The 13011-nt window shown below is 63.1% G+C and carries 11 protein-coding genes; 3 read left to right on the forward strand and 8 right to left on the reverse strand.

What is annotated here, in order from left to right; genetic code table 11:
- Window positions 1-2: 2 nt before the first annotated feature.
- Window positions 3-1043: a branched-chain amino acid ABC transporter permease gene (locus ACE10Z_RS03075; protein ID WP_375786624.1), complete on the reverse strand. Its 1041-nt coding sequence runs from the start codon at window positions 1041-1043 to the stop codon at window positions 3-5.
- A 179-nt stretch (window positions 1044-1222) separates the two neighbouring features.
- On the opposite strand from ACE10Z_RS03075, the gene ACE10Z_RS03080 reads away from it, so the two are divergent.
- A complete protein-coding gene (locus tag ACE10Z_RS03080; protein WP_097676731.1) occupies window positions 1223-1741 on the forward strand; it encodes a MarR family winged helix-turn-helix transcriptional regulator in 519 nt (172 codons plus the stop codon).
- A gap of 91 nt (window positions 1742-1832) precedes the next feature.
- On the opposite strand, the gene ACE10Z_RS03085 is transcribed toward ACE10Z_RS03080, so the two are convergent.
- Window positions 1833-2318 (reverse strand): adenosine-specific kinase, encoded by a 486-nt coding sequence (locus ACE10Z_RS03085; RefSeq protein ID WP_375786625.1) that lies wholly within the window; start codon window positions 2316-2318, stop codon window positions 1833-1835.
- A gap of 339 nt (window positions 2319-2657) precedes the next feature.
- Here ACE10Z_RS03085 and ACE10Z_RS03090 point away from each other — a divergent pair, with 339 nt between their 5' ends.
- Window positions 2658-3827 carry a saccharopine dehydrogenase family protein gene (locus ACE10Z_RS03090; RefSeq protein ID WP_375786626.1) on the forward strand — a complete coding sequence of 390 codons (1170 nt, stop codon included), beginning with the start codon at window positions 2658-2660 and terminating at the stop codon, window positions 3825-3827.
- A gap of 66 nt (window positions 3828-3893) precedes the next feature.
- Here the strand turns inward: ACE10Z_RS03090 and ACE10Z_RS03095 are convergent, their stop codons facing one another.
- Window positions 3894-4691 carry an adenosylhopane nucleosidase gene (locus ACE10Z_RS03095; protein ID WP_375786627.1) on the reverse strand — a complete coding sequence of 266 codons (798 nt, stop codon included), beginning with the start codon at window positions 4689-4691 and terminating at the stop codon, window positions 3894-3896.
- A 316-nt stretch (window positions 4692-5007) separates the two neighbouring features.
- Here ACE10Z_RS03095 and ACE10Z_RS03100 point away from each other — a divergent pair, with 316 nt between their 5' ends.
- Window positions 5008-6225, forward strand: coding sequence for a GNAT family N-acetyltransferase (locus tag ACE10Z_RS03100; protein WP_375786628.1), 1218 nt, complete (start codon window positions 5008-5010; stop codon window positions 6223-6225).
- On the opposite strand, the gene ACE10Z_RS03105 is transcribed toward ACE10Z_RS03100, so the two are convergent.
- From ACE10Z_RS03105 to ACE10Z_RS03125, 5 genes are all read right to left on the reverse strand, one after another.
- Entirely contained in the window at window positions 6194-7477 is a 1284-nt protein-coding gene (locus ACE10Z_RS03105) for a glycerate kinase (protein WP_375786629.1), read from the reverse strand. The genes ACE10Z_RS03100 and ACE10Z_RS03105 overlap by 32 nt on opposite strands.
- Window positions 7478-7498: 21 nt before the next feature.
- On the reverse strand, window positions 7499-8731 hold the full coding sequence (locus ACE10Z_RS03110; protein WP_375786630.1) for an ABC transporter substrate-binding protein: 1233 nt from the start codon (window positions 8729-8731) through the stop codon (window positions 7499-7501).
- A 190-nt stretch (window positions 8732-8921) separates the two neighbouring features.
- On the reverse strand, window positions 8922-10148 hold the full coding sequence (locus ACE10Z_RS03115; protein ID WP_375786631.1) for an ABC transporter substrate-binding protein: 1227 nt from the start codon (window positions 10146-10148) through the stop codon (window positions 8922-8924).
- 161 nt (window positions 10149-10309) lie between these two features.
- On the reverse strand, window positions 10310-11539 hold the full coding sequence (locus ACE10Z_RS03120; protein ID WP_375786632.1) for an ABC transporter substrate-binding protein: 1230 nt from the start codon (window positions 11537-11539) through the stop codon (window positions 10310-10312).
- A gap of 226 nt (window positions 11540-11765) precedes the next feature.
- The gene (locus tag ACE10Z_RS03125) at window positions 11766-12992 is read right to left on the reverse strand and encodes an ABC transporter substrate-binding protein (protein ID WP_375786633.1); all 1227 of its coding nucleotides are present in this window, start codon (window positions 12990-12992) and stop codon (window positions 11766-11768) included.
- Window positions 12993-13011 lie beyond the last annotated feature (19 nt).

Below are 13011 nucleotides of genomic sequence, written 5' to 3' on the forward strand. Positions count from 1 at the left end.
GCTCAATCCTTCTCTTCCTCGACCTGGGGCGCTGCGAGCGAGCGCAGCACCAGGACGGGAAGGATCAGCGTGAACACGATGACTTCCTTGAAGTTACTTGCGTAGAATGACGAGAAGGCCTCGACGATGCCGACCACGATGGCCGCGACCGCGGTCAGGGGATAGCTGACCAGGCCGCCGATAATGGCGGCGATGAAGCCCTTCAGGCCGATCAGGAAGCCGGTGTCGTAATAGAGCGTCGTGATCGGCACGATCAGGATGCCCGAAATCGCGCCGATCACGGAGGCGAGCAGGAATGCGATCTGGCCCGACAGCGTGGTGCGGATGCCGACCAGGCGAGCGCCGAGGCGATTGACCGCGGTGGCGCGCAGCGCCTTGCCGGTCTTGGTGTAGCCGAAGAACAGCCACAGCCCCACGATGAAGCCGACCGTCAGGGCATACACGGCAAGGCTCTGGCCGGTGAAGCGCAGCGGACCGGCGGTCACTGCGGCGCTCGACAGCGCCGGGCCGCGCAGGCCCTCGGCGCCGAAGAACACCAGGCCGAGGCCTTGCAGCGCCAGATGGCAGCCGACCGAGGCGATCAGGAGCACCAGCACGGAGGTGTGCGCGATCGGCTGGAACGCAATGCGATAGAGGAACAGCCCGATCGCCGCCACGATCAAGAGCGCCAGCGCAATGTTGACGGCAATCGGCGTGTTGGGGCCGACCAGCGCATAGACGAGGCCGAGCAGCGCGACAGGGAAGACGATGTTGAGCGCGACCGAGCGCATCACCAGCCGGGTGTGCAGTGCCTTGCGGGCGAAGAACAGGTCCAGCGCGAACGCGACGAGGCCCATCGCGACGGCAAGGCGCACGGTGCCGGGCACCTGCCCGGTCGCCAGCATGGCGTAGCTCAGCGCGCCGTAGGTGACGAATTCGCCCTGCGGGATCAGGATCACCCGCGTCACCGCGAACACCAGCACCAGGGCCAGCCCGAGCAGTGCGTAGATCGCGCCATTGGTGATGCCGTCCTGCAGCAGGAACAGCATGATCGTTGTGTTCAAGGCCGAGCGCTCCCCCTCAAGCGTCGGACCGCCGCAGCCGGCTGTGCCGGTCGGGTCGGCCGATATCGGCTGTTGATAGCCGTCGATATTTGATATGGTGCATAACGATTATTGGATATAATCTCAAGGTCCCCGAGCGTCCCGCGGGGTTTTTGTACCGGGATTGCGAGCCTGGAGCGATGACTGTTTCCAAAACCGCCTCCGATGCCGTCCGATCGTCGCGTGCCCTGCGCAGGGAACCGGTCGATCCGGCCGGGGACGACAGCATGCTGCAACTGGGCGAACTGTCCGGACTGCTCGGCTATTCGCTGAAGCGTGCGCAGCTCAAGGTGTTCGAGGACTTCCTGCGCTGCGTCGCGCCGCTGCAGCTGACACCGGCGCAGTTCTCGGTGCTGCTGCTGCTCGACAAGAATCCGGGCCGCAACCAGACCGAGATCGCCAACACGCTCGGCATCCTCAGGCCGAATTTCGTCGCGATGCTGGACGCGCTGGAGAGCCGCGACCTTTGCGCGCGGATGCGCTCCACCAACGACCGGCGCTCCCACATCCTCGTCCTGACCGACAAGGGCCGCGCCGTGCTGGCGCGCGCCAAGAAGCTGGTCGCCAACAAGCACGAGGCGCGGTTGATCGAGGTGCTCGGCCCCGCCAACCACGCCGCGCTGCTGGAGATGCTGGCGAAGCTCGCGCAGGAGTTTTGAGGGGGCGTGACGGCCCATCCGCTCGCAATGACGCGTTGGGTTGATACATATCCGACGTGCGGGCGTCGCCAGGCGACGAACCCGTCGCGGTCTAAAGCTTGTAGCCGATGTTTCGCAACAGATCCTTCCGCCACGCTATGTCGGCGTCGGTTTCGACGCCGAGCGGCGAGGCGCCATCCACCACTCCGAGCACGCCGCGCCCGAGCTCCGTCTGCGCGACGATCACCTGTGTGGGATTGGCCGTCGCGCAATAGATGCGGCAGACCTCCGGCACTGCGCGCACCGCCGCCAGCACGTTGACGGGAAAGAACCCGTCGCCGAGGAAAATCAGGAAGGTGTGACCGGCGCCGATCGCCAATGCGTTGTCGCGTGCCAGGGCGAGCGAGGCGTCGTCGTTACCGGAGCAGCGCAGCAACCGCTTGCCGGAGGCCTCGCAGAAAGCCACCCCAAAGCGGATGCGCGGGACCGCGCCCACCAGCGCTTCGTGAAGGTCTTCCACGGTCTTGATGAAATGCGACTGGCCGAAGATGAAGTTGGTCTCATCCGGCTTGACGATGGGCACCACGGTGAGTTCCATGGCTTCGCTCCTGCACGGTGAGCTCCCCAATCCATGGTAGGCCGCCGGAGGGCGTTTGCAAGCGGCCACAGGCGCTCAAATGTGCCGGCTGTCTGCTTTTCCACCTCACGCCGATCAGACCCAGCATCCGTACTCACTCACGACGGCTCCCAAGGGAAGACCGGAAATCGCCGGGAGGTTGCGCGCCCAAGAGCGGGAAATGTGGTATCCTCCATCAAGCGCGACAGGACGTGCGCGAATGTTGCACGGCCCCTCGCCAAAGCGACCGCGAAGCGGACCGAGCGTTTGCCGACGGATCTGAAGGGAGCGCTTCGAGGGGGCTCGAGGAGGATCAACGCCGTGAAGCGGGACTTCGATCTCATCGTCTATGGCGCAACGGGTTACACCGGCCGTCTGATCGCCGAATATCTGGCGACGTCCTATCGCGGCGACGATGCTCCGTCCTGGGCAATTGCGGGACGTTCGACCGACAAACTCCAGAAGGTGCGTGCCGATATCGGCGCACCGGACGATTTGCCGTTGGTGAAGGCGGATGCTGCCGAGCCGGCCAGCCTGCGTTCGATGTGCGAGCGCGCGGCCGTGGTCGTCACCACGGTCGGGCCCTATCAGCTCCACGGTCCCGAGCTAGTGGCGGCCTGCGCGGCCACCGGCACGGCCTATGTTGATCTTTGCGGCGAACCGGGCTGGATGCGGCGCATGATCGACGCCCATCACGAAGAGGCGAAACGGACCGGCGCGCGCATCGTCTTCTCCTGTGGCTTCGATTCCATCCCGTTCGACCTCGGTGTGCTCACGTTGCAGGAGAAAGCGCGCGAGAAATTCGGACGCCCGGCGCGGCGGGTCAGGGCCCGTCTGCGCAAGGTGAAGGGCGGCATGTCCGGTGGCACCGCAGCGAGCGCTCAGGCGACGCTGGCCGCCGCGGCGCGCGACCCGGCCCTGATCCGGCTGCTGACCGATCCGTTCGCGTTGACGCCGGGCTTCACCGGGCCGTCTCAGCCGTCGGGCCTCGTCCCCGAATATGACACGAGCATGCACGCGTGGCTCGTGCCGTTCCCAATGGCGCCGATCAACACCAAGAACGTGCACCGCACGAACTTCCTGTTGGGACATCCGTACGGCAGGGACTTTGTTTATGACGAGATGATGGTGGCGCCGGGACTTGGGGACATCGCGAGCGTGACGACGGAGACGTTCGCCACGGTGCTGTCCTTGTTCGGGACCGGCGGTCTCAAACGCGGCGCAGGCCCGACCCGGGAAGCGCGCGAGAGGGGCTTCTATGACATCTTCTTTCTGGGCGAGGTGCCGGATGGCGGACGGGTCGAGGCCGTCGTCACCGGCGACCGCGATCCGGGCTACGGCTCGACCAGCAAGATGATCGCCGAGAGCGCACTCTGCCTCGTGCGCGACGTGCAGGGCGAGGGCGGCATCTGGACGCCAGGTGCGCTGATGGGACCGGCCTTGCGCGAGCGTCTGAAGGCGCGTGCCGGTCTCACTTTCAGCGCGCGTTGAGGTCGCGCGCAGTCGGCATGACCAATGATGCTGAGCACCTCAACTGTCTGCTCATCGTAGCGAGCGTCAACGAACGCCGCTACGCTCGCGCCCATCCGAGCAAGCTTGCGATATAGCGTATCGCGGGCGCCTCAGATTGCGCTCATCCAGGCTGCATTCGGAATACACGATGCTTGAGCTTGGCTCCGGCTCGCATGCTTGCAAGGAAGGCAGCCCTAAGCCCGGGCCAAGCAATTGACGGCAGCGAAGCAGCGCCGCGAATCCGAACAATGCGTCGAGACCGGTCCGAAGCAGCATCGGTAACTCGCTCGGTCGTTTCATTATCGCACGGACCAGTGCGGCGAGATCGATCGTCCCGTTCGCACGCACTGCGGCCAAGGCGGCAGCAGGAAGCTGCCGACCGGCCGGATCCATGATCACGCGGACGGCAGTCATAGGGAGGCCGTGCGCAGCAGCGACACTCGCCGCCACATGGGATTCGTTATCGACCGCCAGCGCGCCCATACTCATATGCAGTGATCGCTTCGCCTCTGTATGCATGGCGACGGTTGTCACACCGGCGATAGGACCAAAAATCGAATCGGGGATGAGCCGAAGCAAGGCTTGCGACCAATTCCGATCAGTGGAGAGCTGAATCGTTTCCGAAATGATCGTCGATGCTACGATGCATGCGCCTGCCGGGAGATCAGGCGAAAGGCCGCCTGCGACACCAAAACTGATGAGACCGGAGCAATCCTCGGCAACTGCCGACGCAAGGGACGCTGCGAGCGTGCTGCCGTCGCCACCGCAGATCGCCTCCGTGTGCAGGTCTGCAGCGATCCGCGCCTCGAATGCAAGTCCCGTGACTCCAATCACGACTGCCATGAGTCCCCTCCCGAATGTCGCGCTGGACGGCGCGCATGATAATTCGCGGGTGCCCGCGCACCGCAGGGCGATCGGCGGGCCACTCGCATGCAATGATGCCAATGCATGCGGGCCGTGTCAGGCAGGATGTTCCGCTCCAACACCAAGTCGCAAATGACTAATGAGTTAGTTTCTGACGGATAAGTCAGCTGTTCTGTTTTGGCGTTGTGATAAATGCTGCCCCACGGGCAGGATCGGTGGTGAGCGCGAGATCGTGCCGGAAGCTGGAGCAGCGCACTCGACGAGCCAAATCGGCGCCTCCTCGGGATACGAGCCGATGCAATATGCGCGGCGTCTTGAAGTCATTGTGCGGGATGATTTGCAGCATTGTCCGCGCTGGCAGTTCGCTTTCGCGAACGAGCGTAAGGATCACCGATATTATGAATTGGTCGAGGATACCCTTCATCCTGAGTTCGATTACCGGTATTTTGTCATCAAGGACGCTGTTGACCAGGTTTGTTCCGTTCAGCCCTTTTTCCTGATGGACCTGGATTTACTGGTCGGTGCGAGCCCGCGATTTGGCGTGCTCATCGACACCATTCGCCGGATGTGGCCCCGCCTGATGCGTGCCCGTGCGCTCATGGTGGGATGCGTTGCCGGGGAAGGTCATCTTGATGGGGACGAGGCCTGCCATCGGGCCAGCGCGGAACTGCTGGCTTCAACGATTGCAGGACATGCTCACACGTTCGGGGCACGGTTGATCGTATTCAAGGAGTTTCCCGCGCGATACCGAGCGCCCCTCGACTGCCTGACTACTCATGGATTCACCTGCATCCCCAGCCTGCCCATGACCAGGCTTTGCATCGATTACGCCAGCTTCGATGACTATATGAATCACGCTCTCAATAGTGCCACCCGCAAGAAGCTACGCAAGAAGTTTGAGGCGACGGCGCGAGCCTCCCCGCCTGTCGAGATGAGCGTCGTCAACGACGCGACGCCGGTGATCGCGCAGATCTATCCATTGTATCTCCAAGTCTATCGGCGTTCGAAACTGCACTTCGAGAAGCTGACGGAGCAATACTTCCGCGACCTGGGACGGCGGATGGGAGACAGGGTCCGCTTCTTCCTCTGGCGTCAGAACGAGCGGATCGTCGCGTTTGCGGCGTGCATAGTGCACGGTGACACGATCTATGCGGAGTACATAGGACTCGACTACAATGTCGCCCTAGACCTGCATCTCTATCATTATGTATTTCGTGACATGGTGAGCTGGGCAATCGTCAACGGGTACAAATGGTTTCGCAGCAGCGGGCTGAATTATGATCCCAAGCTGCACCTGAGGCACTTGCTTGACCCGATTGACTTATACGTTCGGCACACCTCGACGTCGATCAACGCAGTGTTGAAGCGCATTCTGCCGGCGCTTGAGCCGACGCGATATGACGAGACGCTTGCGAAGTTTCGCAATTATCACGAGCTTTGGGCGCAGCCTGAGACTGGCCCAGGTCCGTCGAGTACACGGCCTAATCCACCAGGATCACGCGGACGTCGTTGACGTTGGTCAGCGTTGGACCCGTCAGCAACAGATCGCCGGTCTGCGCGAAGAAGCCGGTGGCATCGTTGTTCGCGAGATAGGCTCCGGGATCGAGGCCGATCGACTTCATCTTCGCGAAGGTTGCCTGATCGATCACGGCCCCGGCGGGGTCGCTCGCGCTGCCGGCGCCGCCGTCCGCGCCGTCGGTGTCGGCGGCGAGCGCCGAGATGTCGGGCGTATCCTTGAGCAGGTCGGCCAGCGCCAGAGCGTACTCCTGGTTGGGGCCGCCGCGGCCATTGCCGCGCACGGTCACCGTGAGCTCGCCGCCGGAGATGATCGCGACGCGCTTGCCTTCGCTGCGCGCCTTCAGCGCCAGCTGTGCGTGCGCGGCCGCGACGTCGCGGGCCTCGCCCTCGAGATCGGCGCCGAGCGCGATGGTCTCGTAGCCGGCGTCCTGCGCGACCTTCACCGCAGCGTCGATCGAGGCCTTGGGCTTCGCCAGCAGCTCGAACGTCGCGCGCGCGAACGCGGGATCGCCCGGCTTGCAGCTCTCGTTCCTGGGATCGTCGAGCGCGCGGCGGACCGCGTCATCGACCGAGAGATTGTACTTGGCGACCAGCGCGCGGGCATCCGCCAGCGTGGTCGGGTCCGGCACCGTCGGCCCCGAGGCGATCGCGGAGGGATCGTCATGCGGCACATCGGAAATCGCCAGCGTGACGATCTCGGCGGCGTGCTGGCCGGCGCGTGCCAGCCGTCCGCCCTTGATGCGCGACAGATGCTTGCGGACGATGTTCATCTCGCCGATCGGCGCGCCGGAGCGCAGCAGCGCGCGATTGACCTGCTGCTTCTGGGCGAAGCTCACGCCTTCGACGGGCGCGATCCAGTTCGCCGAGCCGCCGCCGGTCAACAGCACCAGCAGGAGATCGTCGGGTGTGGCTTCCGCCGCCAGCCGCAGCGTATCGTCGGCCGCGCGCAGGCCGGCCTCATCAGGCACCGGGTGACCGGCCTCGACCACCTTGATACGGCGGGTCGGCACGCCATGGCCGTGGCGGGTGGTGGCGATGCCGACCAGCCGTGACGGGTCGAGGCCGAGCGTGTCGAGATAGTGCCGTTCCGCCGCGGCCGCCATGGCGCCGGCGCCCTTGCCCGCGGCGAGGCAGATCACGCGTCCCTTCGGCGCCGGCCGCAGCCGCGATGCCAGCACGACATCGGGATGCGCAGCCGCCACCGCGGCATCGAAGATTGAACGCAGGAAGGGACGACGGTCGGTCATGGCTGTGCTTTCGTTACGCGGTCAGTTTCCGCCGGCTTCGCCGCTGATGACGTCGCCGAACAATTGCCAGCGCTCGCCCTTGAACTGCATCAGCTGCAATTGCTCGATCGGCTGGAAGTCGGCAGGCCCGGTCGACAGCGTCACGCCGGGCAGCAGGCCGCCCTGCGCAAACTGCTTCAGGCTCGCCGCCTGCTTCATCACATTGGCGCGGGTGAGGTCGTCGCCGCAGCGGCGCAGCACCTCGACCATCGTGGTCGCCATGTTGTAGCCGGTCATCGCCGATGCATCGACACGGTTGGTGTCGGGCATGTATTTGGCGAGCAGTTCGTCGAACGCCTTCATGCCGGCGTCGTCCTTCCACTGCGGGTCGCTGGCGTCCTTGGCGTAGGCCGCCGAGATCACGCCCTGCGCATTGTCGAGCCCGGCCGGACGCATCACCGTCGCGGTGGAGGCCGAGACGTTGGAGACGATCGTCATCGGCTTCCAGTTCATCTCGCCGAGCTTCTTGATCGCCTGGGCGCCGAATTTCGGCGTGGTGAAGAAGATGATGACGTCGGGGTTGGCGGATTTCAGCCGCACCACATGGGAATCGATGGTGGGCTCGGCGACCTCGTAGCTCTCCTTGGCGGCGATCCGCGCGGGGTCGCTGGCGAAGCCGTCTTCCAGGCCCTTCAGGTAGTCCTTGCCCATGTCGTCGTTCTGGTAGAGCACCGCCACTTTGGCCGCGGGCTTCTCCTTGAGCAGATATTTCGCGTAGATCCGCGACTCGCTCTGGTAGCTCGGCAGCCAGCCCATGGTCCACGGGAACGCCTTCGGATCGTTCCACTTGGTGGCGCCGGTGGCGACGAACAGCTGCGGCACCTTCTTGGCGTTGAGGTATTTCTGGATCGCGGTGTTGGAGGCGGTGCCGAGCGTGCCGAACAGGAACAGCACCTCGTCGCTCTCGACCAGCTTGCGCGCCTGCTCGACCGCCTTCGGCGGCGAATAGGCGTCGTCGTAGGAGATGAAATTGATCTTGCGGCCGTTGATGCCGCCGTCGTCGTTGACCTTCTTGAACACCGCGGCCATCGCCTTGCCGACCACGCCATAGGCCGACGCCGGGCCGCTATAGGGCACGATGTTGCCGATCTTGATCTCGGTATCGGTCGCACCGGTGTCGTATTTCTTCTGCGCCCATGCGGCATTGCCAGTGACGGCGGCGACGGCGAGGCCGAGCAGGGCGGCTGCGACACGGTGACGGATCGGCTTCGGCATTTCCCGAAAACTCCTTGTTGTTGCCGGCGCGCGGGGGCGTCGGGTTCTCTTCGGTTGTTGGCGGATTTCCTAGCGCATTGCCGGGCAAAGTGTAAGCAGGCATCGCCGGGGCGGGCCGGCCCATGGTGAATGAAAAGCCCCCTGCGACGGTATCGCAGGGGGCCATTGTCGGTCGATTGTCGGCAGGAAATCAGCCGCCGACGTCGGCGCTGATGACGTCGCCGAACAGTTCCCATTTCTCGCCCTTGAACTTCATCAGCTGCAACTGGCTGATCGGGGCGAAATCGTTCGCGGCGGTATTGATCTTGATGCCGGGCAGCAGCACTTCGGTGCGGAAGTCCTGCAGGCTCGCCGCCTGCTTCATGATGTTCTCGCGCGTGAGGTTGTCGCCGCACTGCTTCAGCACCTGGACCAGCGTCTGGGCCACGCCGAAGCCGACCACCGTGCCGCCGTCGAGCTTGTCGCCCTCGGGGAAGTCCTTGGCCATGAAAGCGTAGAATTCCTTCATGCCGGGATCATTGTCCCATTGCTTGTCGGAAGCGTCCTTCAGGTAGGCGGCGGATATGATGTCCTGCGCATTCTCGAAGCCGGCCGGTTTGATCACACTGCCGACTGAGGCCGACACGTTGTTGAGGAAGTGGGTCGGCTTCCAGCCGATCTCGGCGACCTTCTTGATCGCCTGCGCCGCGAATTTCGGTGTCGCGATGTCGATGAAGACGTCGGCGTTGCTGGCCTTCAGCTTGACGATGTTGCTGTCGATGGTCGGCTGGGACGTCTCGAAGCTCTCCTCGGCGACGATCATGCTGGCGGCCTTCTGGCCGAGGCCGTCCTTGAGGCCCTTCAGATAGTCCTTGCCGTAATCGTCGTTCTGGTAAAGCACGGCGATCTTGGCGTTCGGCATGTTCTTCAGGATGTACTTTGCGTAGATCTGGGTCTCGCTCTGGTAGTTGGGCTGCCAGCCCATGGTCCAGGGAAAGTCCTTCGGATCGTTCCACTTGGTGGCGCCGGTGGCGACGAACAGCTGCGGCACTTTCTTGGAGTTCATGTATTTCTGGATCGCCGAGTTCGACGGCGTGCCGAGCGAGTTGAAGATCAGCAGCACCTCGTCGCTTTCGACCAGCTTGCGGGCCTGCTCCACGGCTTTCGGCGGCGAGTAGGCGTCATCATAGGAGATGAAGTTGATCTTGCGGCCGTTGATGCCGCCGGCGTCGTTGATCTTCTTGAAATAGGCGGCCTCGGTGCGGCCGATGATGCCGTAGGCGGAGGCGGGTCCGCTATAGGGCATGATGTTGCCGATCTTGATCTCGGTGTCGCTGGCGCCGGTGTCGTATTTCTTCTGGGCAAGCGCAGCGCTGCCGGATGTCGCGACGAGCGCGAGCGCGGCCCCGAAGACCGCAAGTTTTTTGGTAGCGGACATCTATGTCTCTCTCCCTGTTGTCAGACGAATGTGTTGCGGCCCTCTTGTTTCGAGGGCTCTGTTATTTGGCTGCAATGATTAGCATTTCAGGCGGCCCGTCTCAATGAAAAGCCCCTGCGACAACGCCGCAGGGGCTCTCGTCTTTAGTCGACAATTATGGGTTAACCGCCGACGTCGCCGCTCAAAATGTCGCCAAAGCGCTCCCAGGTCTGGCCCTTGAAGCGGATCAATTGCAGTTGCGAGAGCGGCGCGAAATCGGTCGCCGAGGTGTTGACCTTGACACCCGGCAACAGGCCGCCGGGTTCGTAATCGCGAATGCTGGCCGCCTGCTTCATGACGTTCTCGCGGGTCAGATCGTCGCCGCACGCCTTGAGCACATGCACCAGGCCCTGCGAGACGATGTAGGCGTACATCACGGAGGCATCGGCGCGGTTCGCTTCCGGATAGTATTTATCGAGGAACTCGTTCCAGGCGATCATTGCCTTGTCGGTCTTCCACTGCGGGTCGGTCGGGTCCTTGAAATATTGCGACGAGATGATGTCCTGGGCGTTCTCGAAGCCCGCGGGCTTGATCACACTGCCGATCGATCCGGAGACGTTGTTGAGGAAATGCAGCGGATGCCAGTTGAGTTCGGCGTTCTTCTTGATCGCCTGCGCCGCGAATTTCGGCGTCGTGATGTTGAAGAACACGTCGGCGCCGGAGGCCTTGAGCCTGACGATGTGGGAGTCGATGGTCGGCTCCGTCACCTCGTAGCTGTCCTCGGCGACGATCATGGACGCCGCCCTGCTGCCGAGCCCGTCCTTGAAGCCCTTCAGATAGTCCTTGCCGTAGTCGTCGTTCTGGTAGAGCACCGCGATCTTCGCGTCCGGCTTGTTCTTTAAAATGTACTTCGCGTAGATGATGGACTCGCTCTGGTAGTTGGGCTGCCAGCCCATCGTCCAGGGAAATTCCCTCGGGTCGTTCCATTTGGTGGCGCCGGTGGCGACGAACAGCTGCGGTACCTTCTTCTGGTTCATGTATTTCTGGATCGCCGAGTTCGGCGGCGTGCCGAGCGAATTGAAGATCAGCAGCACCTCGTCGCTCTCGACGAGCTTGCGCGCCTGCTCGACGGTCTTCGGTGGTGTGTAGGCGTCGTCATAGCTGATGAAGGTGATCTTGCGGCCGTTGATGCCACCCTCGGCATTGATCTTGCGGAAATAGGCCTCCTCGGTCTTGCCGATTACACCATAGGCGGACGCCGCTCCGCTGTAGGGCATGATGTTGCCGATCTTGATTTCGCTGTCGGAGGCACCGACGTCGTATTTCTTCTGCGCGGCGGAGGGGCTCGCGGTCGCCGCGAGCAATGCGAGGGCAGCCGAAAAGGCCCCCAACCGCAAACGGATAGCAGGCATTTTGATCTCCCTTGGATCACGGTGAATGTGTCACGATTTTTGGAGTGGGAGCACTTTGCGGCTCCTTCCGACATTGAATACCTTTCACCTGGTGCCAGCAACAGAAAGCCCCCCGCGGCGCTGCCGCGGAGGGCGTCATTTAGTCGAACGCGTTGCGAGGAAAGCCGGTGCCGCGGAATCGCTTCGCGACACACGCGAAGCGTTTGCGTGGAGACCGTGCGTCGTCCTAGTTGCTGAGCCCGCTCGAGATGATGTCGCCGAACAGCTCCCACTTCTCGCCCTTGAAGCGCATCAGCTGCAACTGCTTGATCGGCGCGAAGTCGGTGGCCGAAGTGTTGACGCTGATGCCCGGCAGCAGCGTGCCGGGGACATAATCCTTCAGGCTCGCGGCCTGCTTCATGATGTTGGCGCGGGTGAGGTCGTCACCGCACATCTCGAGCACCTGCGCCATGGTCTGTGCAGCGGCGTAACCGTAGGAGGTGGCGCCGTCGAGCTTGTTGGCGTCGGGATAATCCTTCTTGAGGAAGGCAAGGAATTTCTCCATGCCGGGATCCTTGTCCCATTGCGGATCGGCGCCGTCCTTGAGATAGGACGCCGACAGGATACCTTGCGAATTCTCGAAGCCGGCCGGCTGCATGACGCCGCCGACCGAGGCCGAGACATTGGCGACGAATTGCAACGGCGTCCAGGCGATTTCGGCGGCCTTCTTGATCGCCTGCGCCGCGAATTTCGGTGACGTGATGCTGATGAAGGTGTCGGCGCCGGCGGCCTTCAGCTTGACGATGTGATTGTCGATCGCAGGCTCCGACGTCTCGTAAGCTTCTTCGGCGACGATCATCGAGGCCTTGTCGCCGAAGGCATCCTTCAGGCCCTTGAGGTAGTCCTTGCCGAAATCGTCGTTCTGGTAAAGCACGGCAACCTTGGCGTCTGGTTTGTGCTTCATGATGTATTTTGCGTAGACCCGCGCCTCGTCCTGGTAGGACGGCTGCCAGCCCATGGTCCAGGGATAGTTCTTGGGGTCGTTCCACCTGGAGCCGCCGGAACCGACGAACAGCTGCGGCACCTGCTTCTCGTTCATATACTTCCGGATCGAAGCGTTGGTTGCTGTACCGATCGAGCCGAACACCAGCAGGACCTCGTCGTCCTCGACCAGCTTGCGGGTTTGCTCCACCGTCTTGGCCGGCGAGTAGTTGTCGTCATAGGAGATGAACGTGATCTTGCGGCCGTGGATGCCGCCGGACTCGTTGATCATCTTGAAGTAGGCCGCCTCGGTCCTGCCGATCACGCCATAGGCTGAGGCGGGGCCGCTGTAGGGCGCGGTGTTGCCGATCTTGATCTCGGTGTCGCTGGCCCCGGTGTCGTACTTCTTCTGCGCCAGCGCGACATTGCAGCTCGTCAGGATCAGAGCCAATGCGGACAAGAGCGCCGTCAGGGACGGACGTGCGGCAGTCATGGTTTCCCCACCTCGAGTT

It is taken from the genome of Bradyrhizobium sp. Pha-3 (genome assembly GCF_042258615.1).
Taxonomy (GTDB): Bacteria; Pseudomonadota; Alphaproteobacteria; order Rhizobiales; family Xanthobacteraceae; genus Bradyrhizobium.

Coding starts and splice junctions, on each gene's coding strand:
- ACE10Z_RS03110 (WP_375786630.1), bottom strand. CDS start 8,731: ATGCCGAAGCCGATCCGTCACCGTGTCGCAGCCGCCCTGCTCGGCCTC.
- ACE10Z_RS03080 (WP_097676731.1), top strand. CDS start 1,223: ATGACTGTTTCCAAAACCGCCTCCGATGCCGTCCGATCGTCGCGTGCC.
- ACE10Z_RS03095 (WP_375786627.1), bottom strand. CDS start 4,691: ATGGCAGTCGTGATTGGAGTCACGGGACTTGCATTCGAGGCGCGGATC.
- ACE10Z_RS03120 (WP_375786632.1), bottom strand. CDS start 11,539: ATGCCTGCTATCCGTTTGCGGTTGGGGGCCTTTTCGGCTGCCCTCGCA.
- ACE10Z_RS03105 (WP_375786629.1), bottom strand. CDS start 7,477: ATGACCGACCGTCGTCCCTTCCTGCGTTCAATCTTCGATGCCGCGGTG.
- ACE10Z_RS03125 (WP_375786633.1), bottom strand. CDS start 12,992: ATGACTGCCGCACGTCCGTCCCTGACGGCGCTCTTGTCCGCATTGGCT.
- ACE10Z_RS03085 (WP_375786625.1), bottom strand. CDS start 2,318: ATGGAACTCACCGTGGTGCCCATCGTCAAGCCGGATGAGACCAACTTC.
- ACE10Z_RS03115 (WP_375786631.1), bottom strand. CDS start 10,148: ATGTCCGCTACCAAAAAACTTGCGGTCTTCGGGGCCGCGCTCGCGCTC.
- ACE10Z_RS03100 (WP_375786628.1), top strand. CDS start 5,008: ATGCAATATGCGCGGCGTCTTGAAGTCATTGTGCGGGATGATTTGCAG.